Below are 21,037 nucleotides of genomic sequence, written 5' to 3'. Positions count from 1 at the left end.
TCGGGCCAGCATGGGGTCGCCGGTCGTGTTGCTCGTCGTAGCCTTGGTGCTGCTGGTGCTAGCCGCCGCCCTGGTGGTGGGCCTGCTGGCGTGGCGACGAGTGCGCGAACTGCGGGTCGGAGGCATCGACGTGGCGCTGCGCGCCACCGATGGCAAAGGACGCGGGTGGCAGCTGGGTGTGGCGCACTACCGCGGCGAGGAATTCGCCTGGTACCGCATCCTGAGCCTTCGCTCCGGCCCGAACTGGGTGATCAACCGGCGCACCGTGGACATCGCCCAACGACGCGAACCCTCGGTCGCCGAGGCGTACGCGATGCCGGGCGGCTCCACCGTCCTGGACCTCACCGGACCGGACCTGGAGCTGGCGATGAACAGCGACGCGCTGACCGGCTTCCTGTCCTGGCTCGAATCGGCACCGCCGGGACGTTCGGTGCCGTGGGCGTCGTAGAACGCCGACGAACAACAGCGGGGTCCAACCACGGGCCCCGCTTTTTCGTGCCTTGGGGCGCGAGCATGGGAACCTTCCTGTCATTCGCCGGGGCCGGAGTGGCAGGAAGGTTCCCATGCTCGCGGCGGTCCCCAGCTCGGCCTCGGCGGGCGGAATTGCGGAGACTGGACGGCGTGAGCGAGCAATTCACCATCCAGCCGGAGTCCTTCGACAGCCCCGAGGCGCAGCAGGCGTTGGCTCAGTACGTCGCTGAGCTCGTGGAGCGCTTTCCGGAGGGATTCCGATCCGGGTCAGGGCACTGCGCCCGCTGGCGACGATTTCACGCCCCCGAAGGGCGCGTTCCTGCTGGTGCGGGCCGCCGGTTCGGTGCTGGGGTGCGGTGGGGTGCGGACCACGCCTGATGGGATCGCCGAGATCAAGCGGATGTGGATCTCACCTGAGTTGCGCGGCAGGGGAGCCGGTCGCGCACTGCTGAACAGCCTGGAAGATCAGGCGAGACGCCTGGGGTGCGCGCGGGTCCGGCTGGACACCGCCGCCGAGCTCGGCGAGGCGCAGGCCATGTACGCCAAGGCCGGGTACACCGAGATTCCCGCCTACAACGACAACCCCTACGCCGCGCACTGGTTCGAAAAAGGCCTTCGCTGACCAGGCGTGGAGCCGTTTACGCTGCGGGTGTGCGCATCGAGATCGTCGCTTACGACCACCCCGATTCCGAGCGGTTGATCGAGGCTCTGCAGCAGGAGTACGTCGTGCGCTACGGCGAGGCGGACCTGACACCGGTCGACCCGGCGGAGTTCTGCCCGCCGCAGGGGCTGTTCATGCTCGGGTACCTGGGCGATGAGCCGGTGGCCTCCGGCGGCTGGCGCGTGCACGACGCCGACGAGGAGGGGTTCGAGGACGGCGACGCTGAGCTCAAGCGCATGTACATCGTCCCCGGTCAGCGAGGCAGCGGATGGTCCAGGCGGATGCTCGCCGAGCTGGAGTCCGCGGCCGCGCTGGCCGGGCGCACACGACTGGTGCTGGAGACCGGCACCAAGCAGCCCGAGGCGATCGGGCTCTACGTCTCCTCGGGCTACGAGCGGATCGAGAACTTCGGCGTCTACCGCTGCGACCCCGACAGCCGCTGCTTCGGCAAGGGGCTCTAGGCGTTGCCGCCCGGCTTCCACAACACATCGCCGTCCGGATTGGCGACCCGGGCCAGGATGAACAGCAGATCCGAGAGCCGGTTGAGGTACTTCGCCGGCAGCGCCGAGGTGCGCTCGGGATCGGCTTCCTGCAGCGCCCAGGCCGCGCGCTCCGCCCGGCGTGCCACGCAGCGGGCCTGGTGCAGCACAGCGGCGCCGGGAGTGCCGCCGGGCAGGATGAACGAGTCGAGCTTGCCGAGCCGCGAGTTGAACTCGTCGCACCAGCTCTCGAGCCGGTCGATGTAGTTCTGCGCGACCCGCAGAGGGGGGAACTCGGGATCCTCCACCACGGGCGTCGACAGGTCCGCGCCCACGTCGAACAGGTCGTTCTGCACCGCGTGCAGTGCCGCGACGACGTCGTCGGGAAGCTGAGCCGTCGCCAGAGCCACGCCCAGCACGGAGTTCGTCTCGTCCACGTCGGCGTAGGCGACCAGGCGCGGATCGGTCTTGTGGACCTTCGAGTTGTCCGACAAACGCGTGGTGCCCGCGTCTCCGGCCCGCGTGTAGATCTTCGTCAAGTGGACTGCCATGCCCACAGCGTAGGCGTGACCGTGTCGCTGGGAAGTGACAGGAAGGTTCCCATGCACCACACCTGCCGCTGCGGCACCGCCGGTGACAGGAAGGCTCCCCGGCTCGCCACCCGGCGGGAGGAAGGTTCCCTCACCCGCTCGTGACCCGCCCCGATGTGGACTGGACGAGGGCCGTAACCTCGATGCTCGTGAGTGAGCACTTCCGAGTTCGCGGCGGAGCGCGCCTCGTCGGCACGGTGGACGTGGTCGGTGCGAAGAACAGCGTCCTGAAGCTGATGGCCGCTGCGCTGCTTGCCGAAGGCACGACGACGATCGTGAACTGTCCCGAGATCCTGGACGTTCCGCTGATGGCCGACGTCCTGCGCAGCCTCGGCTGCGAGGTGACGATCGACGGCGGCACGGTGCGCATCACCACGCCCTCCACGGTCAGCCACGAAGCGATTTCGCCTTCCATGGGGAAGCTGCGCGCCTCGGTGTGCGTGCTGGGACCGCTCGTGGCGCGCTGCCGTCGCGCAGTGGTCACCCTTCCCGGCGGTGACGCGATCGGTTCGCGCCCCCTGGACATGCACCAGAACGGGCTGCGAAAGCTGGGGGCGGCCAGCCACATCGAGCACGGCGCCGTGGTGGCCGAGGCCGAGAACCTGCAGGGCGCGCAGATCTGGCTGGACTTCCCGAGCGTGGGCGCCACGGAGAACATCCTGATGGCCGCGGTGCTGGCCGAAGGCACCACGGTCATCGACAACGCGGCCCGCGAGCCGGAGATCGTCGACCTCTGCGTGATGCTCCAGCAGATGGGCGCCAAGATCGAGGGCGCGGGCACCTCAACGCTGACCGTGCACGGGGTCTCCTCGATGCGCGCAGTGGAGCACCGCGTCATCGGCGACCGCATCGTGGGCGCGACCTGGGCATTCGCGGCTGCTGCCACTCGCGGTGACATCACGGTCAACGGGGTCGACCCGCAGCACACCAACTTGATGCTGGAGAAGCTGCGCAGCGCGGGCGCGGAGGTGACCACCGACGAGGAGAGCTTCCGGGTGGTCATGCCGGAGCGTCCGAAGGCCGTCGACTACGTGACCCTGCCCTTTCCGGGGTTCCCGACGGACCTGCAGCCGATGGCGTTGGCGCTGTCAGCCGTCGCCGATGGCACCTCGATGATCACCGAGAACCTCTTCGAGTCGCGGTTCCGGTTCATCGAGGAGCTGGTCCGGATGGGCGCGGACGCGCGCACCGACGGTCATCACGCGGTGGTGCGGGGATTGGACCGGTTGTCCAGCGCACCGGTGTGGGCCACGGACATCCGCGCTGGTGTGGGCCTGGTGCTGGCCGGGTTGTGCGCCGACGGTGACACCGAGGTGTGGGATGTCTTCCACATCGACCGCGGATACCCGAACTTCGTGGAGAACCTCCGCGGCCTGGGCGCCGACATCGAGCGCGTCGCGGACTGAACCTTCGGCTTCCTGTGGCCGGTGATCCCGCTCAAGACCGGGATCGCCGGCCACAGGTGTGTTCGGCGACGGTCCCGATGATCAACTGCGGCGGTTCGGGTGGCTAAGGTTCTCTGCGCACAGGCGAGAATCCGGAAAGGGAACCGATGAGCACCACCACGCGGGTCGGCCGCATCATGACCTTCACCGCGAAACCCGGGAGGGGAGACGAGCTCGCCACGATCATGATGCAAGTGGCGGAGGGCCTGCGCGGATCGTGGGGCTGCGAGCTGTACCTGGTCAGCCGCGACGCGGAATCGTCCGACACGGTTCGAGTGATCGAAGCGTGGACGGATTACGCCAGTGCCGACGCGGCGCTGGCCACGACGGTGGCCACGCACGCCGACATCGACCTCAACGACGTGCTGGGAATCCTCGCCGAACCGCCGGAGCAGGTTGACCTGGACGCGCTCGGCGGCGTCGGCTTGTGAATCAGGCGGCACGCCTGCGTTCGTGCAGCAGGAACAGCGCGTAGGCGGCGATCGACTGCGCATCGGTGATGTCGCCTGCCGCGATCATCTTCTCGAACTCGTCCCGGCTGAACCAGGCCGTGCGCATGTCCTGTTCCTCGTGCTCGCGTTCGTGCGCGCCTTCGGTGAGCCCGGTGGCCAGGAACACCCGGCCACGCTGGCTGGACATGCCGGGCGCGACGTCGAGAGGCCCGAGGTCCAGCATGCTCGCCGCGCGCAGCCCGGTTTCCTCGCGCAATTCGCGCGCCGCGAGCACGTCGGCCTCGACGTCCGCGCGATCAGGTGCCGTGCCTTGCGGGAACTCCCAGCGGCGCATGCCCAGGGGATAGCGGAACTGCTCGACCAGGTGCAGGCGGTTGCCGTCGAACGGGATGACCAATGCGTAGTTCGGCTTGTCGATGACGCCGTAGACGCCGGTGGAACCGTCGTCGCGCCGGACACCGTCCTCCCGCACTGACATCCACGGATTCGCATACACCTCGCGACTGCTGGTCTGCTGCATGGGACCCATCCTGCCGCTCATCGAGGCCGCAGGTGCGCATGGGAACCTTCCTGTCATCCCGTGCGCGCGAATCCCCAGGTGAGTGGCTTGCCGGAAAAGAGGTTCCCCTACTCGCTCGCGTGGTTGAGCTGCGACTTCCGGCGACCGTAGGCGAAGTACACGCCCAGTCCGAGCAGAGTCCAGATCGCGAAGGTCAACCAGGTGACCGCGTCAAGCCCGGTGATCAGGTACGCGCACAGCGCGAGGCCGAGCAAGGGGACGAACGGCATCAGCGGCGTGCGGAAGCTCCGCGGGAGCTCGGGGCGCGTTCGCCGCAGCACCACGACACCGATGTTGACCAGTCCGAATGCGACGAGCGTGCCGATGCTGGTGGCTTCGGCGAGCTGGTTGAGCGGCACGACGGCGGCCAGCAGCGCCACCAGGATTCCCACCAGGGCGGTGTTGCGTGCCGGAACGGACCGGCGGTTGACCCGCGACAGCACGGGTGGGACCAGACCATCGCGCGACATGGCCACCAGGATGCGCGTCTGCCCGTACAGCACGGTGAGCACGACCGAGGCGATGGCGATCACGGCGCCCAGCGCGAGCACGACGGCGGGCCAGCCCTGTCCGGTGACCACGCGCAGGGCCGTGGCCAGCGATGCGTCGGACTCGCCCAGCACGCCCGCACCGACCGCGCCCACCGCTGCGAAGGCCACCAGCACGTACATGGCGGTGACGATGATCAGCGACAGGATGATCGCCCTCGGCAGATCGCGCTGGGGGTTGCGCGCCTCCTCGCCCGCTGTGGAGGCGGCGTCGAAGCCGATGAAGGAGAAGAACACCGCGGAGGCGCCCACCGAGATTCCGGCGATCCCGGTAGGCGCGAAGGGAGTCATGTTCCCGGAGTTGAACGCGGTGAGCGCCACGGCGACGAAGAACACCAGGACCGCGATCTTGAGCACGGTGGTGACGGTGGTGGCCCACGCGCTCTCCCGCACGCCCAGCAGCAGCACACCGGTGGCCAGCAGCACGACGACCGCGGCGGGAACGTTGACGACGCCGCCTTCGCCCGGCGGCGCGGCCAGGGCCTCCGGGATGGTCATGCCGATGGTGCCCTCGAGGAATTCGTTGAGGTAGCCGCCCCAGCCGACGGCGACGGCCGCGACCGACACCCCGTACTCCAGGAGCAGGCACCAGCCGCAGATCCAAGCGATGATCTCGCCGAGCGTCGCATAGGTGTAGGAGTAGGCGGATCCGGAGACGGGGACGCTGCCCGCGAGTTCCGCGTAGGACAGGGCTGAGCACAACGCTGCCAGTCCGGCGAGGACGAACGAGACCACCACGGCCGGGCCCGCTGCCGGCGCGGCCTCGGCGAGCACCACGAAGATGCCGGTTCCCAGCGTCGCACCCACGGACAGGGCCACCAGCGGCACCAGGCCGAGCGTGCGGTTCAGCTCGCTGTGCGAGCCCTCGCTGGAGAGCCGTTCGGCAGGTTTGACGCGGACCAGGCTTCGGGCGAAAGACACGAGCGGTAACGGTAACGCCGGTGGTGGGAGGGCGTGCGGCGCGGGTCCTGACGGCTGATTCTTGTTGATCACCCGTGGGGGTGCTCGACATCGATCGCTGCGCCCGTACTCTGTGCCGGGTGCGACTTGTGATTGCCCGCTGCCAGGTGGACTACGTCGGTCGTCTCACCGCGCACCTGCCGATGGCGCAGCGACTGCTGCTGGTGAAGTCCGATGGTTCCGTGTCGGTGCATTCCGATGACCGCGCTTACAAGCCGTTGAACTGGATGAGCCCGCCCTGCTGGCTCATCGAGGACCACGACGTGTGGACGGTGCAGAACAAGGCCGGCGAGAAGCTGGTGATCACCGTCGACGAGGTGCTGCACGACTCCAAGCACGAGTTGGGCGCCGAGCCGGGTCTGGTGAAGGACGGCGTCGAGTCGCACTTGCAGGAGCTGCTGGCCGAGCACGTCACGACCTTGGGCGACGGGTGGTCGCTGGTTCGCCGCGAATTCCCGACGGCGATCGGTCCGGTCGACCTCATGTGCAGGGATGACGCGGGCAAGAGCGTCGCGGTCGAGATCAAGCGGCGCGGCGAGATCGATGGTGTCGAGCAGCTGACCCGCTATCTGGAGCTGCTCAACCGGGACCCGCTGCTCGCCCCGGTCGCGGGTGTGTTCGCTGCGCAGCAGATCAAGCCGCAGGCGCGGACGCTGGCCGAAGATCGCGGGATCCGCTGCGTGGTGCTGGACTACGACAAGCTGCGCGGCATCGAACCCGACGAGTACCGCCTGTTCTGATCCGCGTTTTCTGAGTCAGCGGGGCGGTCAACAATTCCGCTGCGGGTGTTCGTGAACTGGTGCGATGCCCAAACGGAGTTCTTCGCCGCGCGCATTCGCGCCGTTGCGGAACGTGATCGGCGTCCGCGTCTCGACCGAAAATGGTGCGAAAAACGGCAGCGCCGGGAAAGTTCCCGGGCTCACCATTCTTGGCTCCGAAAAGGATCACCGGTCGGGGAACGCTCGCGGGCGCGGAGTGACCGAAAGGTTCCCGTGCTCGCAGCCGCGGACCGGCGACGCGGCGATCAGCTGTCTGCCTGACCAGGGCAGTTGCTGGTGTGCAGGCGGAGTGCGGACAGCGGCGCGAGGGCGGCGGCCAACTGGTGCAGCAGCTTCGCGGGGCGGTCCGAACGTTCGGCATCGGTGTCGGGGCGGGATCGTTCGAGCGGGTCTCGCGCGAGGCCGGCGCTGATCGCCAGGTCGACACGGGCGTTCATGATTCCTCCCCGCAGCGTCGCGAATGCATAACGTGACGATACCGTCACGGTGCGTCGAATTCGGCGGCCGTTCGCGTATATCACTCGCATGGCCCCGGGTGATGACGGGGTGCACACGCGTACGACCGGAAAGTCCCCTGCGTGACGCCACTCGGCGGAAGTTCCGTGATCGATTTAGTGTCTTCCCCAACGAATTGATATCGACTCACGGTCGACGCCCCATCTGTGCGGTACTGTCCGACCGCTATCGCGAATGTGGTGGTTCTCGTTTGACTTTGTTGGGTCTGTGGGAGGTGGGGCGGCAGTGCTGCTAGCCCAAGGTCAGCTACTCGACGCGAACGGCGTCGACTACGTGTTGTTGGCGCTGTATTTCGCGTTCGTGCTGGGGATCGGCTGGATTGCACGGCGAGCCGTTTCAACCAGCCTGGACTTCTTCCTCTCCGGGCGCGCGCTGCCCGCATGGGTGACAGGTCTGGCGTTCATCTCGGCGAACCTCGGTGCCATCGAAATCATCGGCATGTCGGCCAACGGTGCCGAATACGGAATGCCGACGATGCATTACTTCTGGATCGGTGCAGTTCCGGCCATGCTGTTCCTCGGCGTGGTCATGATGCCGTTCTACTACGGCTCGAAGGTCCGAAGCGTTCCCGAATTCATGCTCCGGCGATTCGGCAAGGCCGCGCACCTGGTCAACGGCATTTCCTTCGCCCTGGCCCAGGTGCTCATCGCCGGTGTGAACCTGTACCTGCTGGCCAGCATCGTCAATGCGCTGCTGGGCTGGCCGCTGTGGGTCTCGGTCCTCGTCGCGGCGCTGATCGTGCTCTCCTACACCGCGCTGGGTGGCCTGTCCGCGGCCATCTACAACGAGGTGCTCCAGTTCTTCGTGATCGTCGCGGCGCTGCTGCCGCTGACCATCGTCGGTCTGGTCAAGGTCGGCGGCGTGCAGGGTCTGGTCGACAAGGTGTCCGCGAGCAAGGGCGGCGCCGAGCAGCTGACCGCCTGGCCGGGTGCTGAGCTCACCGGCTTCAGCAACCCGATTCTCAGCGTCGTCGGCATGATCTTCGGTCTCGGGTTCGTGCTGTCCTTCGGTTACTGGACCACCAACTTCGTCGAGGTCCAGCGCGCGATGGCATCCAAGTCGATGTCGGCCGCGCAGCGGACCCCGATCATCGGTGCCTTCCCGAAGATGTTCATCCCGTTCATCGTGATCATCCCCGGGATGATCGCCGCGGTGATCATCCCGGAGATGACCAACTACAAGCTCACCGAGCAGGGTCCGTACGACTACAACGACGCGATCCTGCTGATGATGCGAGACCTGCTGCCCAACGGCATCCTCGGTATCGCGCTGGCTGGTCTGCTCGCGTCCTTCATGGCCGGTATGGCCGCGAACCTGTCGTCGTTCAACACGGTGTTCACCTACGACATCTGGCAGGCGTACGTCGTCAAGGACAAGCCGGACAACTACTACCTGCAGATGGGGCGCTGGGTCACCGTCGGCGCCACTCTCGCCGCCGTGGGCACCGCGTTCATCGCCTCCGGCTACGAGAACCTGATGGACTACCTGCAGCAGTTGTTCTCGTTCTTCAACGCGCCGCTGTTCGCGACCTTCATCCTGGGCATGTTCTGGAAGCGGATGACCGCGCACGCCGGTTGGTCCGGTCTGGTGCTGGGTACGGCGTCGGCCATCACGGTCTACGCTCTGTCCGAGACCGGAGTGCTGGACCTGCCCGGCCAGGGTGCGAGCTTCGTCGGTGCCGGTGTGGCGTTCGTAGTCGACATCGTGGTCAGCGTCGTCGTCTCGCTGGCCACCAAGCCCAAGACCGAGGAGCAGCTGGTCGGCCTGGTCTGGGGCCTGACGCCGAAGGAGAACCTGCAGGCGTCGACCTCGGGCGAGGACTCCGGCTGGTACCGGCGTCCGGGTCTGCTGGCCGGCATCGCGCTGATCCTGATCGTCGCCCTCAACATCATCTTCGGCTGAGCCTGGATCGGGAGGAAATCTCATGGCTAGTGGAGGTTCGGGGCACAGCGCAGGTGCCTTCGACATTCGCACGGTGATCGCGCTGCTGTTCGCGATCTACGGAGTCGTGCTCGTGGTGCTCGGTTTCATCCAGCCGCAAGCCGAGATCGACAAGTCCGCCGGGCTCAACATCAACCTGTGGGCCGGCGTCGGCATGGTCGTGTTCGCCGCGGTGTTCATCGCGTGGGCACGCCTGCGCCCGATCGCGGTTCCCGATGACGTCGAGGGCGGCACCGCCGCCGAGTGACGTGAGCTGGCCGGGACGGCGTCCGCACTTCAACGTGCGGGCGCCGTTTCGCTTTTCGGCACCGATTTCGCCGTTCCGGTTCCGAATTCAAGATCGTCTGGCTAGCGTGTCCGCCAGCGCGCAGCTGACAAGTGCACCAGTGTCAACAGCTCTTGTCCAGCACATGAGTCGGGCGGTACATGACGGTTCTTTCCCGCCCGGTGATTTCGTAGGCTGCGCATTGACAACGAACGTCGCAATGGTGGGAGGCCGGCAATGACCCAGACCGCCCGGGGGAACGTCGAGGAGATCGCCAGCGCGCGGTTCGAGACGTTCCAGTCGATCGACCCGCGCACCGGTGAGGTGGTGGGCGAGCATCCGATCCACGACGCCGAGGCGGTTGAGAGCAGGGTCGCAGCGGCCCGCGAGGCGCAGACCGCGTGGGACGAGCTCGGATTCTCCGGCCGCAAGACGCATCTCGACCAATGGCGCAAACTGCTGGTCAAACGCCTAGACGAACTCGCGGCCGTGGTGTGCGCCGAGACAGGCAAGCCGCTCGAGGACGCCAAGCTCGAACTCGTGCTCGTCATCGACCACTTGGCCTGGGCCACCTCCAACGCGGAGAAGGTCCTCAAGCGCCGCAAGGTCTCGCCCGGTGTTCTGATGTCCAACCAGACCGCCACGGTCGAGTACCTCCCCTACGGCGTCGTTGGCGTCATCGGACCCTGGAACTACCCGGCCTTCACTCCCATGGGATCGATCGCTTACGCGCTCGCGGCGGGCAACGCCGTGGTGTTCAAGCCCAGTGAACTCACCCCCGGCGTGGGGGAATGGCTGGTCAAGAGCTTCGCCGAGGCGGTACCGGAGCACCCGGTGTTCCGCCTGGTGACCGGGTACGGCCAGACCGGCGCCGCGCTGTGCCAGTCCGGTGTGAACAAGGTGGCCTTCACCGGTTCCACCGCCACCGGCAAGCGCGTGATGGCCTCGTGCGCGGAGAATCTCATCCCGGTTCTCGTGGAGTGCGGTGGCAAGGACGCCCTGATCGTCGACGCCGACGCCGACCTCGCTGCGGCCGCCGACGCCGCGGTGTGGGGAGCCATGTCCAACGCGGGCCAGACCTGCATCGGCGTGGAGCGCGTGTACGTCCACGACGCCGTGGCCGACCGGTTCTTGAAGATGGTCAGCGACCGCGCGGCCAAGCTGCGCCCGGGCGGTGAACCGGGTGCCGACTTCGGTCCCATCACGATGGCTTCGCAGGTCAACATCATTCGCGACCACATCGACAACGCGATCGAACGCGGCGGGCGGGCAGTGGTGGGCGGACGTGACTCGGTGCGCCCGCCGTTCGTGGAGCCCGTGGTGATCGCCGACGTCCCGGAGGACTCGTCGGCCATCACCGAGGAGACCTTCGGTCCGACCCTGGTCGTGCAGCGGGTCCGCGACGTGGACGAGGCCGTCGCCCTCGCCAACGCCACCAAGTACGGACTCGGCGCCACCGTCTTCTCACGGGCTCGCGGCCAGGAGCTGGCTCGCCGGCTGCGCAGCGGCATGGTCGCCGTCAACTCGGTGATCGCCTTCGCCGGTGTGCCCGCGCTGCCCTTCGGCGGTGTCGGAGATTCCGGCTTCGGCCGGATCCACGGTGCCGACGGCCTGCGCGAGTTCGCCCGCCCGCAGTCGGTGACCCGCACCAAGTTCAAGATCCCGCTCAATCCGATGAGCTTCGCCCGCCCGAAGGGAACGGTGCGCACGGTCGTCAAGATCATCAAGCTGGCGCGGGGCCGCTGAGCGCTCCGGTGCACCCCGGTCGGGGCCTTGGCTTGCGCCTGTGGTGACAGGAAGGTTCCCTTGCTCGCATCCCCCGGCGTTCGTCAGGGGGATGCGCGCGGGCGCACGTCCCGGGCAGAGTTGACCGCGCGCGGTTGATCGCGCCAAGTCCCGGCGGGGAGCGCAAGCAAGGAGGCCAGCGGGTGAAGAAGATCATCAACGAGCCGGCGGACGTGGTCGCCGAGGCGTTGCAGGGGGTGGCCGCTGCCCACCCCGAGATGCTTCGGGTGCAGACCGATCCGGCGGTGATCATCCGCGCTGACGCGCCGGTCGCGGGCAAGGTCGCGGTCATCTCCGGTGGTGGCTCCGGGCACGAGCCGTTGCACGGCGGATTCGTGGGTTCGGGAATGCTCGCCGCGGCCGTTCCCGGCCCGGTGTTCACCTCGCCCACCCCTGATGGTGTGCAGGCCGCCATCACCGCAGCTCACGGCGGTGCCGGCGCGCTGCTGGTGGTCAAGAACTACACCGGGGACGTGCTCAACTTCGAGACGGCCGCTGAGCTCGCGGGCATCGAGGACGTCGACGTGCGCAGCGTGATCGTCGACGACGACGTCGCGGTCAAGGACTCCACTCACACAGCGGGTCGCCGCGGAGTGGGCGGCACCGTGATGGTCGAGAAGATCGTCGGTGCAGCCGCCGAACGAGGAACCGGCCTCGACGAGTGCGAGGACCTTGCCCGCAAGGTCGTTTCCCAGGTCCGGTCGATGGGCATGGCCCTGACCGCCCCCACCGTTCCGCACGCCGGGCAGCCCAGCTTCGAACTCGCCCCTGACGAGATGGAGATCGGCATCGGCATCCACGGCGAACCGGGCCGCGCCCGCGTGCCGCTGGGCAGCGCCGATGAGATCGTGACGCAGCTGCTGGACCCGATCCTGGAGGACCTGCCCTTTGCCGAAGGTGACGACGTCCTGCTGTTCACCAACTCGATGGGCGGCACGCCGCAGCTGGAGCTGTACCTGGCGCACGGCATCGCCGAGCGGAAGCTGGCCGAACGCGGCATCCACGTCCGCCGCCGTCTTGTCGGTCCGTACGTGACGAGCCTCGAGATGCAGGGAATGAGCTTCACGCTGCTGAAGCTGGACGACGAGCTCACCGAGCTCTGGGACGCGCCCGTGCACACCACGGCGCTGCACTGGTGAGGAGGAGTCCCAGGATGGGTTGCACAACACAGGACGTCATCGCCGCGCTCCGGGCGGGTGCCGCCGTGGTCGCCGAGCACCGCGACGAGCTGATTCAGCTGGACCGTGAGATCGGCGACGCCGACCACGGCGAGAACATGGACCGCGGTTTTCGGGCGGTCGCCGCCAAGATGGACACGACTGATCCCGAAACCCCGGGTGCCGCGCTGAAACTCGCCGCTACGGTTCTGATCTCCACCGTCGGCGGAGCGTCCGGCCCCCTCTACGGCACGGCGTTCCTGCGCGCGGCAGCGGCGGTCGGGGACGAAACCGAGCTCGACGCCGCGGGTGTGGCGAAAGCCCTGCAGGCAGGCATGGAAGGCGTTGTCGCGCGTGGACGCGCCGAGGTCGGGGACAAGACGATGATCGACGCGCTCTCTCCTGCGGTCGAAGCAGCCAAGAACGCCGCCGAATCCGGCGCCGACGGCACCAAGGTGCTGGCTGCCGCCGCAGAAGCCGCGCACCAGGGAGTGCGGTCCACCGAACAGCTCGTGGCCCGCAAGGGACGCGCGTCGTACCTGGGTGAGCGCAGTGCCGGGCACATCGACCCAGGTGCTCGTTCCACCGCGCTGCTGCTGTCCGCATTCGCCGAAGCCGCGGGAGCCCGTTCATGAGCGTAGGACTGGTCATCGTCTCGCACAGCGCAGGCCTCGCCGAGGGCGTTGTCGAGCTGGCCGCGCAGATGGCGCCCGAGGTGCGCATCGTTGCTGCCGGCGGTCTGCCGGACGGAGGTGTTGGCACCGACTTCGAGAGGGTCTCGGCCGCGCTCTCCGACGCCGACAGCGGTTCTGGTGCGATCGTGCTCTACGACCTCGGTAGCGCGCAGATGGTCGCCGATCTGGCGGTGGAGACCCTCGGCGATCCCGAGACCGCGCGGGTCGTCGACGCTCCGCTTGTCGAGGGTGCCGTTGCCGCAGCTGTTTCGGCGCAAGGCGGCAACGACATGAAGACCGTGGCGCAGGCAGCTGAAAGCGCCCGCGGCAGTTCGGAAGCCGCCACGGCCGAGCCCGTCGGTGCCGAATCGGATTCGACGGACCAGGTCACAAGGGAAATCGAGCTGACCAACGACGTCGGACTGCACGCTCGGCCCGCCGCGTTGCTCGCTCGCAGCCTCACCGGGTTGCAAGCCACGGTCAAGATCGCCTTGGACGGGAAGCAGGCCGACGCGTTCAGCGTCCTCGGCCTGATGGGCCTGGGCGCTCGCAAGGGCGATCGGATCACCCTGCTCGCCAACGGGCCCGACGCCGTGCAGGCCGTCGAGCGCATCATCGAGCTCGTCCAGCGCGACTTCGACGAATAGACGCGCGGACCTGTGCAAGGGAACCTTCCTGTCACTGGCATTGAGAGGAAGGTTCCCTCGCGCACGTCGTCAGCGGTGTCGGTGACTGCGTTTCAAGGTCGTCGGGGGCTAGGCTGAGTTGATGTCGCCGCGTCGCCACCGAGGCATGCTGCTGCTGTTGCTGTGCTGGGTCCTGCTGGCCGGGTGCACAGCGGACACCTCGAGACCGGCCGTTGAATCCAGGCCGGTCGATACGAGTGCGAGTGCGATGCTCGGCGAGCTTCGCACCCTCGACCCGTGCACGTTGACCGATCCTGCCGCGCTGCGGCACCTCGGTGCGGTGTCGGAGGCGGGAACGGTGTCGCTGGACTACTGCCTGCTGCACCTCAAACCGGACGAGCGAACCCTCGTCCAGCTCGCCGTCGGCGAGCTGGTGGGCCCTGACGAAGGCGGAGAAGGGGACCCGGTCGTGCAGCACGGCGCACTGAGCATCGCCCAGAGCGCGCCGGTTCCCGGACACTGCAGTCGTCGAGTGCAGTTCGGCGATGGGGTTTCCTTGCAGGTCAGCGCAGACCTCCTGGCCGGTGACCCGGCCTCCGGGTTGTGCGGCATCGCCGATTCGGGCGCGAAGCTGGTCGCCGACGCGGTGCAGCAGGGGCGCGCGGGTCACCGCGACTACCCGTCCAACTCACTGGCCCTGCTGGACCCCTGCGCCGTGCTGGACACCGAGTCGGTGAACCAGGTCCCGGGTTTGGAAGAGGCGACACCACGCCCCGGTCTGGCCAACCACGTGTGCTCCTGGGGAGAGCAGTCCGCGGACTCCCCGCGCGTGCAGCTGCAGCACACGGCGGGCGAACCGCCGAAGCTCCTGCACGGTGCCGCCGTGGAGGAACAGATCGACGGGCGGCGTACGGTCCTGAGCGTCGTCGGCGGTGACCCGCAGGTTCCCCTGTGCTCGGCCGAAACCGCCCACATCCCCTTCGGCCGTGTCGCCGGCCAGGTGGAGGTGGCCCAGCTCGTCGTCGCCTTGCCCGGCATGACGGGCACGGATGCGTGCGACTACGCCCGCGGGCTGGCCCGCCTGGCATGGCCGAGTTTGCCGCCTGCGAATCCTTGAGAACCGAACCGGTTACCGTTGTCAACGTGCCTCGACGCAACCGACAGCAGCGCCAGAAGGGTCTCCGCGCGGACACCAGTCACCGCGGGGCGGGCGCGGCGTATGGGGCGTCCCGCGTCGAGCAGGGCCCCGACGGTGACTGGATGGTGCGCACCGTTCCTGCTGCTCAGGCCACCAAGATCTACCGATGCCCGGGGTGCGACCACGAGATCCAGGCCGGTATCGCGCACGTCGTCGCCTGGCCGGAGGCAGAGCTCGGCGGGGTGGACGAGCGCAGGCACTGGCACACCGGTTGCTGGACGGCCCGCGCACGTCGCGGTCCCACTCGCCGCTGGTCGTAGCCCACGTCACTGCTGCGCAGGGCACCACGAGCCGGCCACCCCTTCGTGGCAGGATCGGGTTCGATGAGCACCGAGATCCGCGCCAACACGATGCTGCCCGCCCGCCGGGAGCAGATCACCCTGCACACCGCTGACGGGATGGAGCTGATCGGGGAGCTCGCGCTGCCTGAGTCCGGACAGCCGCGGGCCACGCTGATCTGCTTGCACCCGCTGCCCACGCACGGCGGGATGATGGATTCCCACATCTACCGCAAGGCCGCGTTCCGGTTGCCGGCCCTGGCAGGCATGGCGGTGCTGCGCTTCAACACCCGCGGTACCGCGAGCGAGGCCGGTCGCAGCCAGGGCAGCTTCGACAACGGTGACTCCGAGCGGTTCGACGTCGCCGCGGCGCTCGAGTACGCGGAGTTCAACGACCTGCCCAACGTGTGGTTGATCGGTTGGTCCTTCGGCACCGACCTGACGCTGGTGCACGGCTTGGACCCGCTGGTGGAGGGCGCGGTGCTGATCTCCCCGCCGCTGCGGTGGAGCACCGAGGAGCACCTGCGAGCTTGGGGCGAATCCGGGAAGCCCGTGCACGCCCTGATTCCCGAGTTCGACGACTACCTGCGTCCGGAAGAGGCCCGCGAGCGCTTCGGACTCATCCCCCAAGCGAAGGTGACCGGGTTCGCCGACACCAAGCACCTGTGGGTCGGCAAGGCGGAGGCTGCCCTGGACGCCATCGTGGACACCGTCGACCCGTCGGTCACCACCCCGCTCCCTCGCACCTGGGACGGACCGTCGGAAAACCGGCAGGTCACCATCGTCAACTCGTGATCGAAGCCAGCGGGTGACAGGAAGGTTCCCATGCTCACGTCAGCGGGCCGGGTGCTGAGGACCGGAACAGCACCTCCGCGACGCCTTCGTGGGTCCGTTCCAGCGCTCGTGCGAAGCCGAGCTTCTCGGCGACCCGGATCGCCGGAACGTTGCTCACGGCAGTGGCGATGACGACGGGCAGGTCCGGACGGTTGCGATGTGCCCATCGCACGGCGGCGTGACCCATCTCCGGGGCGTAGCCGTGCCCCCAGGCGATCGGGAGGAAGCGGAAGTACAGGTTGAGGACCTTCTGCCCCTCGTCGAGAGCGTTCCTGACACCGCCGAACCCCAGCACCTCGCCGGTGCTCGCGGCCTGCACCGTCCAGTAGCCGATGCCGTGGGTGTCCCAGTCGAGTTGGAAGTTCTCCAGCAGTCGCAGCGACTCGGCCCGGTCTCTTCTGCCGAATCCGGAGAACGCGTGCGCCTGCTCACTCGTGTGCACCTCGACGAACTTCTCGGTGTCGGCCGCCAGCGGCCGCCGGAGGAGCAGTCGCCGGGTTCGTATCTCTGAAGGATCGGACACGGGGCGCACGGTAGCGGGAGCCGCAGCGGTCAGGCAGCCGATTTTCCAGGTTGCCGCGCGTGGGGTGGTGACAGGAAGGTTCCCATGCTCGCGCCCGGCCTGTTGCGTGCTCGGGGAGGGGTGGGTCCGACAGAATGGTTCCCGTGCACTACATCGAATCCGGAGCCGGTACGCCTCTCGTGCTGCTGCACGCCTTCCCCGTGGACGCGCGCATGTGGAATCCGCTGCGTGGGCGGTTGGAGGAGCAAGTCCGGATCATCGCGCCCGACCAGCGGGGGTTGGGGGAGAGCTCGCTCGACGGGTCCACTGCGCGGGGCATGCTCGATCCGAAGACCGCCCCGCTGACCGCCGACCGCCCGAGCGTCGACGTCGCTGCTGCCGACATCCTGGAGCTGCTCGATCAGCTGGAGCTGCCGCGAGTGGTGCTGGGCGGCTGTTCGATGGGCGGCTACGTGGCCACGGCTGTGCTGCGGGCGGCTCCGCAGCGGGTTGCCGGGCTCTTGATGGTGGACACCAAGGCTCCCGCTGACACCGATGAGCAGCGCGCCAACCGGCTCGGCGTCGCGACCAGGGCCGAGCAGGAGGGCACGTCCGGCTGGCTCGCCGACACCATGCTGCCGAACTTGCTGGGGGAGAGCACGCGCCGACAGCGCCCGGAGGTCGTCGAGGAGCTCCGGGCGCTGATCGAAGCGCAGCCTGCCGATGGGGTGGCGTGGGCGCAGCGAGCCATGGCCGCACGCCCCGACAGTGTCGAGACCCTCCGCGCCTTCAGCGGGCCGTCGATGGTCGTCGTCGGGGCGGAGGACACCATCACCCCGCCGTCGGCGGCCAGAGAGATGGCCGAGGTGCTGCCGCGCGGGGAGCTGGTCGAAATGGCCGGTTCGGGGCACCTGCCGTCGTTGGAGGTTCCCGATGCCCTGGCTGATGCGGTGTTGCCCTGGCTGGCGAGCCTGGACGTGTGAGGTCTACTGCTCCTCGTCCGCGTTCTGATCCGTGGTCGGTTTCGTGGGATCCGGCTCGTTGTCGTCTCGCCGGAACTGCTCCGCGGTTTCGCTGGGCAGCATGAAATACCGCCCTGAGTCGCGCTGACCGCGTGCGCGGGTGTTGTCACTGCCGGGGTCGCTGTCCGCCATTGCGTTGGTCCTCTCCTGGGGAGCCGGCTCGTGGCCGACTTCGCCTTGAGAGACACCGAAGTCGCGAATCGATGACGCGCGATGTCCTGACCAGCGCGGACGTGATCAGCGTTGCTGGTTGGCGTTCACCCGGGCAGCGTCCTGGGAGTACTGCTCGGACGGCTGCTCACCGGGCACGGGGAGCTGAATCCGGTGCGTCGGCTCGTCCGTCGAGGCTTGCTTGCGCTGGATCTTGTCCGTGGGCTCGTCCGCGGACTGAGCGCCCTCTCGCGCCGAACCGCCCTGGCGGGGCGTGCGCTTGGGCAGTCCCGAACTGGTGACGGCCTGATTCGCGGGCTGCTCAGCGGGTTGCGACTTCTTGTGGATCTCGCCGGTTTCGCGGCCATCGCGGGCGATGGCTTCTTCCGCGTCCTTGCGTGCCTGCTCGCGGGCCTCGATCGCGGACTTGCGCAGCTTCTCCTCTTCGGCGTCCTCGAGGTCGAGGCGCTCCAGCAGCGGCGTGGTCTGGCCGAGCATCTCGGCCGCGTCCCGCAGCTTCTTGGCGACGGTGTCGCGCAGCTCGGTGAGCGAGTGCACGTGCTCGTCGGCCTGGGAGAGCCTGCGCTGCACCTCTTCGGTGGTCGCTCCGAGACGGCGCTGGGCGTCGGTGCGAGTGGCGGTGACCAGGCGCTTCGCCTCGCGGGTCGCGACGTCGATGCGGCGAGTGGCCTCTTCGGTGCACTCGCGGACCATCCGCTCGGACTTCTCGTTGGCCTCGTGGACGAGGCGCTCCGCCTCCTGCTTGGCCTCCTGGAGTCGCCGCTGCGCGGCTTCCTTGCTGGAGGCCTCACGGGCGTTCGCGGTCTCGGTGGACTCGCGTTCGAGCTTCTCGGCCGCCGCGGTGGACTCCCGCTCGAGAGTCTCCGCCTTGGTCGTGGCGTCGCTGACCAGGGTGTTGGACTGCTCGGTGGCTTCCTGGACGCGACGGTGAGCCTCGTTGGTGCCTTCGCGAAGCCGGCGGTTCGCTTCCTCGGTGGCCTCGCGGACGCGGCGCTCGGCCTCGGACTTGCTGGTGGCCTCCTGCTCGGCGAGCGTGCGCATGGACTCGGTGCGGCGGGCCGACATCGCGATCTCGAAGTCCTCTTCCACCTGGGTGCGGTGGGCTTCGGACTCCTCGTCGGCGCGCTTGCGGCTCTCCTCGGCCTCGCGGGTGATGCGCTCGGCCTCGGTCTTGGCGCCGTCCATGAGAGACCGGTGCTCGGTCTCCATCTCGCTGCGACGGTTGTCGACCTCGCTGATCAGCCGCTCGTAGCGGGTGCGCAGGTTGACGGCCTCGGACTCGGAGCGTGAGCGGATCTGCGCCGCGTCGCCCTCCGCGCGGGAGCGGATGTCGGAAGCTTCGTCCTGGGCCAGGCGGAGCATGCGCTGCAGGCGCTCGCTGAGGCCTTCGAGCGTTGTCGGCGGCTTCGCCAGACGATCGACCTGACCGCGGAGGCTTTCGATCTCGGAGCGGGTCGACTCGAGCTGCTTCGACAGGTCGGCGGCCTGCGACACCGCGGCATCCCGATCCGAGGTGAGGATCCGGATGTCGGCATCGAGGCGCTCTAGGTGCTCGTCGACCTGGGCGCGGTCGTAGCCGTTCTTACGAGCAAGATCGAATCCCGATCCCAGTGGCAGCAAATCGCGGTCGTCGGCAAGGCCCATGGCAACCAAGCTACCTGGAAGCGGACGTTGTTGTGGGAGGTGCGCCTGGGTCTCGAGAGGATTTTCCTCACCTCGTGGAGGCCTGTCGGGTGACACCTCGAACCCGAGTATTGACCGGCTGGCCAACCAAGAGCGAGCATGGACTGGTCAAGTCGGACATAACGGAGGTGATCGACGTGGCCGAACAGTCGAGCGCTTCGACCTCGAAGCCGTGGGTTCGCTGGCAGGACTGGGTCGGCGTCGTGCTGGGCGCCTACCTCATCCTCGGCACGATGTGGACGTCGACGGACGGTGCCGCGATGTCGGTGATGATCGTGCTCGGTGCTCTGCTGCTGATCGCGAGCGTCTGGTCGCTGTCGATGCCGGATTCGATGACCAGCGAGTACAGCCACATGCTGCTGGGCGTGCTGCTGTTCATCTCCCCGTGGGTACTCGGCTACACCGAGATGACGGGGGCTTCGTGGACCTCGTGGATCGTCGGACTGCTGGCGGTGATCGTCGGTGCGGCGGCGCTGCCCGAGGCCAACGCGGCGCATCGCGGTATCGCCGGGCAGCACTGACCCCAGCGGGCGAGCCGCTCCGACGTCCCTGCCGTGCAGGTCCGCTGGGTTGCGAAGCGGTGACGACCAGGTGGTGAACGGTTGCGACAATCGCGCGGTCCGGCGGTAACGTCCGGGCCGCGCTCTTAGTGTTCATCCCGCCATGAGGAGGTCGGGCCGATGCCCAACGAGCTGGGCGAGGGGACCCGTCGACGCCCGTCCACTTCGGACTCGAACCACGAGGAGCGCAGCGGCAGCACGCGGGAGCGCATTCTGACCGCCGCCGGTGAGCTGTTCGCCGAGCACGGCTTCAACGCCACGCCGACCTCCCGGATCGCCGAGCGCGCCGAGGTCCCGAAAGGCCTCATTCACTACTACTTCCGCCGCAAGCAGGACCTGCTGGCCGCGCTGATCGAGCGGCTTCCGGACGAAGAGCTGGAATCCGAACGCCTCGTCGTGAGCGGAGACGTGGCGGCGAGTCTGCGGCGCCTGGTGAGCGAGCTCGACGCCCGGCTGGAGTCATCGATGCTGCTCAGCCACCTGCTGTGGCGGGAGGCTGATACCCATGACGCCGTGCGGCGAGCCATGCAGCAGAGGTTCGGTGTCGTCGTCGAGCAGATCCGACGCGTCATCGAACTGGCCTTGCCTCCCGGTCTGGCGGGTTGCGACATCGAGGCGGCCGCCATGCTGCTGGCCCGCGTGGTCAACCACCGGCACTCGGTCGCCCGCCACCGCACCGAGGACGACGAGCTGGACCGCGAGATCGGTTTCATCGCCAAAGCCCTCGAACTGGGCGCCAGCACGCGCGCGGTGGAACCGGCCTGAGATCGCCCGGGCCTTGTGACGCGGTGTTCCTCGCGCTAGAAACTCCCGCAGGCGATCACCGCGGGAGGTTGGGGTGGGCATTGGGCGCGTTCGGCTGTCCCGGAGACAAGGACTCG

The 21,037-nt window shown here is 68.1% G+C and carries 26 protein-coding genes; 19 read left to right on the top strand and 7 right to left on the bottom strand.

Translation table 11 applies throughout. The features are described from left to right. Positions 1-10 precede the first annotated feature (10 nt). The 4 genes from FHU35_RS08610 to FHU35_RS08600 all read left to right on the top strand — a co-directional run bounded on the left by FHU35_RS08610 (position 11) and on the right by FHU35_RS08600 (position 1,593). A complete protein-coding gene (locus FHU35_RS08610) occupies positions 11-448 on the top strand; it encodes a DUF2550 domain-containing protein (RefSeq protein ID WP_145737789.1) in 438 nt (145 codons plus the stop codon). A 173-nt stretch (positions 449-621) separates the two neighbouring features. Continuing rightward, the gene (locus FHU35_RS29850; protein ID WP_246110185.1) at positions 622-849 is read left to right on the top strand and encodes a hypothetical protein; all 228 of its coding nucleotides are present in this window, start codon (positions 622-624) and stop codon (positions 847-849) included. Continuing rightward, positions 797-1,093 carry a GNAT family N-acetyltransferase gene (locus FHU35_RS29845; RefSeq protein ID WP_342788496.1) on the top strand — a complete coding sequence of 99 codons (297 nt, stop codon included), beginning with the start codon at positions 797-799 and terminating at the stop codon, positions 1,091-1,093. Before FHU35_RS29850 ends, FHU35_RS29845 begins: the two co-directional genes overlap by 53 nt. 29 nt (positions 1,094-1,122) lie before the next feature. Continuing rightward, on the top strand, positions 1,123-1,593 hold the full coding sequence (locus FHU35_RS08600) for a GNAT family N-acetyltransferase (RefSeq protein WP_145737788.1): 471 nt from the start codon (positions 1,123-1,125) through the stop codon (positions 1,591-1,593). On the opposite strand, the gene FHU35_RS08595 is transcribed toward FHU35_RS08600, so the two are convergent. Further along, entirely contained in the window at positions 1,590-2,162 is a 573-nt protein-coding gene (locus tag FHU35_RS08595) for a cob(I)yrinic acid a,c-diamide adenosyltransferase (RefSeq protein ID WP_145737787.1), read from the bottom strand. The genes FHU35_RS08600 and FHU35_RS08595 overlap by 4 nt on opposite strands. Before the next feature lie 188 nt (positions 2,163-2,350). Here FHU35_RS08595 and murA point away from each other — a divergent pair, with 188 nt between their 5' ends. Both murA and FHU35_RS08585 read left to right on the top strand, forming a co-directional pair. Further along, positions 2,351-3,607, top strand: coding sequence for a UDP-N-acetylglucosamine 1-carboxyvinyltransferase (murA, locus tag FHU35_RS08590; protein ID WP_145737786.1), 1,257 nt, complete (start codon positions 2,351-2,353; stop codon positions 3,605-3,607). A gap of 146 nt (positions 3,608-3,753) precedes the next feature. Next, a complete protein-coding gene (locus tag FHU35_RS08585; RefSeq protein ID WP_145737785.1) occupies positions 3,754-4,077 on the top strand; it encodes a putative quinol monooxygenase in 324 nt (107 codons plus the stop codon). A gap of 1 nt (position 4,078) precedes the next feature. On the opposite strand, the gene FHU35_RS08580 is transcribed toward FHU35_RS08585, so the two are convergent. Both FHU35_RS08580 and FHU35_RS08575 read right to left on the bottom strand, forming a co-directional pair. Then, entirely contained in the window at positions 4,079-4,618 is a 540-nt protein-coding gene (locus FHU35_RS08580) for an NUDIX domain-containing protein (protein WP_186459307.1), read from the bottom strand. A gap of 107 nt (positions 4,619-4,725) precedes the next feature. Next, complete coding sequence (locus FHU35_RS08575; RefSeq protein WP_145737783.1) at positions 4,726-6,126, bottom strand: amino acid permease; 1,401 nt, start codon at positions 6,124-6,126, stop codon at positions 4,726-4,728. 119 nt (positions 6,127-6,245) lie between these two features. On the opposite strand from FHU35_RS08575, the gene nucS reads away from it, so the two are divergent. Further along, positions 6,246-6,905, top strand: coding sequence for an endonuclease NucS (gene nucS / locus FHU35_RS08570; RefSeq protein ID WP_145737782.1), 660 nt, complete (start codon positions 6,246-6,248; stop codon positions 6,903-6,905). Positions 6,906-7,189: 284 nt separating this feature from the next. On the opposite strand, the gene FHU35_RS08565 is transcribed toward nucS, so the two are convergent. Further along, positions 7,190-7,381 (bottom strand): hypothetical protein, encoded by a 192-nt coding sequence (locus FHU35_RS08565; RefSeq protein ID WP_145737781.1) that lies wholly within the window; start codon positions 7,379-7,381, stop codon positions 7,190-7,192. Between the two features lie 253 nt (positions 7,382-7,634). Here FHU35_RS08565 and FHU35_RS08560 point away from each other — a divergent pair, with 253 nt between their 5' ends. From FHU35_RS08560 to FHU35_RS08520, 9 genes are all read left to right on the top strand, one after another. Then, positions 7,635-9,362, top strand: coding sequence for a sodium:solute symporter family protein (locus tag FHU35_RS08560; RefSeq protein WP_145737780.1), 1,728 nt, complete (start codon positions 7,635-7,637; stop codon positions 9,360-9,362). 22 nt (positions 9,363-9,384) lie between these two features. After that, positions 9,385-9,648, top strand: coding sequence for a hypothetical protein (locus FHU35_RS08555; protein WP_145737779.1), 264 nt, complete (start codon positions 9,385-9,387; stop codon positions 9,646-9,648). A gap of 255 nt (positions 9,649-9,903) precedes the next feature. After that, the gene (locus FHU35_RS08550; RefSeq protein WP_145737778.1) at positions 9,904-11,412 is read left to right on the top strand and encodes an aldehyde dehydrogenase family protein; all 1,509 of its coding nucleotides are present in this window, start codon (positions 9,904-9,906) and stop codon (positions 11,410-11,412) included. 182 nt (positions 11,413-11,594) lie between these two features. After that, entirely contained in the window at positions 11,595-12,590 is a 996-nt protein-coding gene (gene dhaK, locus FHU35_RS08545) for a dihydroxyacetone kinase subunit DhaK (RefSeq protein ID WP_145737777.1), read from the top strand. Between the two features lie 14 nt (positions 12,591-12,604). Continuing rightward, a complete protein-coding gene (gene dhaL, locus FHU35_RS08540; RefSeq protein WP_145737776.1) occupies positions 12,605-13,243 on the top strand; it encodes a dihydroxyacetone kinase subunit DhaL in 639 nt (212 codons plus the stop codon). Continuing rightward, entirely contained in the window at positions 13,240-13,929 is a 690-nt protein-coding gene (gene dhaM / locus FHU35_RS08535) for a dihydroxyacetone kinase phosphoryl donor subunit DhaM (RefSeq protein WP_145737775.1), read from the top strand. The genes dhaL and dhaM overlap by 4 nt, the downstream gene beginning before the upstream one ends. A gap of 121 nt (positions 13,930-14,050) precedes the next feature. Then, the gene (locus FHU35_RS08530) at positions 14,051-15,025 is read left to right on the top strand and encodes a DUF3558 domain-containing protein (RefSeq protein WP_145737774.1); all 975 of its coding nucleotides are present in this window, start codon (positions 14,051-14,053) and stop codon (positions 15,023-15,025) included. 26 nt (positions 15,026-15,051) lie between these two features. After that, positions 15,052-15,366 carry a hypothetical protein gene (locus tag FHU35_RS29215; RefSeq protein ID WP_186459306.1) on the top strand — a complete coding sequence of 105 codons (315 nt, stop codon included), beginning with the start codon at positions 15,052-15,054 and terminating at the stop codon, positions 15,364-15,366. Between the two features lie 63 nt (positions 15,367-15,429). Then, entirely contained in the window at positions 15,430-16,179 is a 750-nt protein-coding gene (locus tag FHU35_RS08520; RefSeq protein WP_145737773.1) for an alpha/beta hydrolase, read from the top strand. 34 nt (positions 16,180-16,213) lie between these two features. Here the strand turns inward: FHU35_RS08520 and FHU35_RS08515 are convergent, their stop codons facing one another. Further along, the gene (locus FHU35_RS08515) at positions 16,214-16,741 is read right to left on the bottom strand and encodes a GNAT family N-acetyltransferase (RefSeq protein WP_246110139.1); all 528 of its coding nucleotides are present in this window, start codon (positions 16,739-16,741) and stop codon (positions 16,214-16,216) included. 143 nt (positions 16,742-16,884) lie between these two features. Here FHU35_RS08515 and FHU35_RS08510 point away from each other — a divergent pair, with 143 nt between their 5' ends. Further along, entirely contained in the window at positions 16,885-17,703 is an 819-nt protein-coding gene (locus FHU35_RS08510) for an alpha/beta fold hydrolase (RefSeq protein ID WP_145737772.1), read from the top strand. Positions 17,704-17,706: 3 nt separating this feature from the next. On the opposite strand, the gene FHU35_RS29210 is transcribed toward FHU35_RS08510, so the two are convergent. Beyond that, positions 17,707-17,874, bottom strand: coding sequence for a hypothetical protein (locus FHU35_RS29210; RefSeq protein WP_186459304.1), 168 nt, complete (start codon positions 17,872-17,874; stop codon positions 17,707-17,709). A gap of 105 nt (positions 17,875-17,979) precedes the next feature. After that, positions 17,980-19,557 (bottom strand): M protein, encoded by a 1,578-nt coding sequence (locus FHU35_RS08505; RefSeq protein WP_145737771.1) that lies wholly within the window; start codon positions 19,555-19,557, stop codon positions 17,980-17,982. A gap of 176 nt (positions 19,558-19,733) precedes the next feature. Between FHU35_RS08505 and FHU35_RS08500 the strand changes: the two genes are divergently transcribed. Together FHU35_RS08500 and FHU35_RS08495 are read left to right on the top strand one after the other, a co-directional pair. After that, positions 19,734-20,117 carry an SPW repeat protein gene (locus tag FHU35_RS08500; protein ID WP_246110138.1) on the top strand — a complete coding sequence of 128 codons (384 nt, stop codon included), beginning with the start codon at positions 19,734-19,736 and terminating at the stop codon, positions 20,115-20,117. Positions 20,118-20,276: 159 nt separating this feature from the next. Further along, a complete protein-coding gene (locus FHU35_RS08495) occupies positions 20,277-20,921 on the top strand; it encodes a TetR/AcrR family transcriptional regulator (RefSeq protein WP_145737769.1) in 645 nt (214 codons plus the stop codon). Positions 20,922-21,037: the final 116 nt, after the last annotated feature.

It is taken from the genome of Saccharopolyspora dendranthemae (genome assembly GCF_007829955.1).
Classification (GTDB): Bacteria; Actinomycetota; Actinomycetes; order Mycobacteriales; family Pseudonocardiaceae; genus Saccharopolyspora; species Saccharopolyspora dendranthemae.
Note: the sequence above shows the minus strand (reverse complement) of the source record. Positions and strands in the feature narration are given on the sequence as shown.

Coding starts and splice junctions, on each gene's coding strand:
- FHU35_RS29210 (WP_186459304.1), bottom strand. CDS start 17,874: ATGGCGGACAGCGACCCCGGCAGTGACAACACCCGCGCACGCGGTCAG.
- FHU35_RS08580 (WP_186459307.1), bottom strand. CDS start 4,618: ATGCAGCAGACCAGCAGTCGCGAGGTGTATGCGAATCCGTGGATGTCA.
- dhaL (WP_145737776.1), top strand. CDS start 12,605: ATGGGTTGCACAACACAGGACGTCATCGCCGCGCTCCGGGCGGGTGCC.
- FHU35_RS08560 (WP_145737780.1), top strand. CDS start 7,635: ATGTGGTGGTTCTCGTTTGACTTTGTTGGGTCTGTGGGAGGTGGGGCG.
- FHU35_RS08495 (WP_145737769.1), top strand. CDS start 20,277: ATGCCCAACGAGCTGGGCGAGGGGACCCGTCGACGCCCGTCCACTTCG.
- dhaM (WP_145737775.1), top strand. CDS start 13,240: ATGAGCGTAGGACTGGTCATCGTCTCGCACAGCGCAGGCCTCGCCGAG.
- FHU35_RS08520 (WP_145737773.1), top strand. CDS start 15,430: ATGAGCACCGAGATCCGCGCCAACACGATGCTGCCCGCCCGCCGGGAG.
- FHU35_RS08610 (WP_145737789.1), top strand. CDS start 11: ATGGGGTCGCCGGTCGTGTTGCTCGTCGTAGCCTTGGTGCTGCTGGTG.
- FHU35_RS08550 (WP_145737778.1), top strand. CDS start 9,904: ATGACCCAGACCGCCCGGGGGAACGTCGAGGAGATCGCCAGCGCGCGG.
- FHU35_RS08595 (WP_145737787.1), bottom strand. CDS start 2,162: ATGGCAGTCCACTTGACGAAGATCTACACGCGGGCCGGAGACGCGGGC.
- FHU35_RS08565 (WP_145737781.1), bottom strand. CDS start 7,381: ATGAACGCCCGTGTCGACCTGGCGATCAGCGCCGGCCTCGCGCGAGAC.
- FHU35_RS08585 (WP_145737785.1), top strand. CDS start 3,754: ATGAGCACCACCACGCGGGTCGGCCGCATCATGACCTTCACCGCGAAA.
- FHU35_RS08530 (WP_145737774.1), top strand. CDS start 14,051: ATGTCGCCGCGTCGCCACCGAGGCATGCTGCTGCTGTTGCTGTGCTGG.
- FHU35_RS08555 (WP_145737779.1), top strand. CDS start 9,385: ATGGCTAGTGGAGGTTCGGGGCACAGCGCAGGTGCCTTCGACATTCGC.
- FHU35_RS08505 (WP_145737771.1), bottom strand. CDS start 19,557: ATGGGCCTTGCCGACGACCGCGATTTGCTGCCACTGGGATCGGGATTC.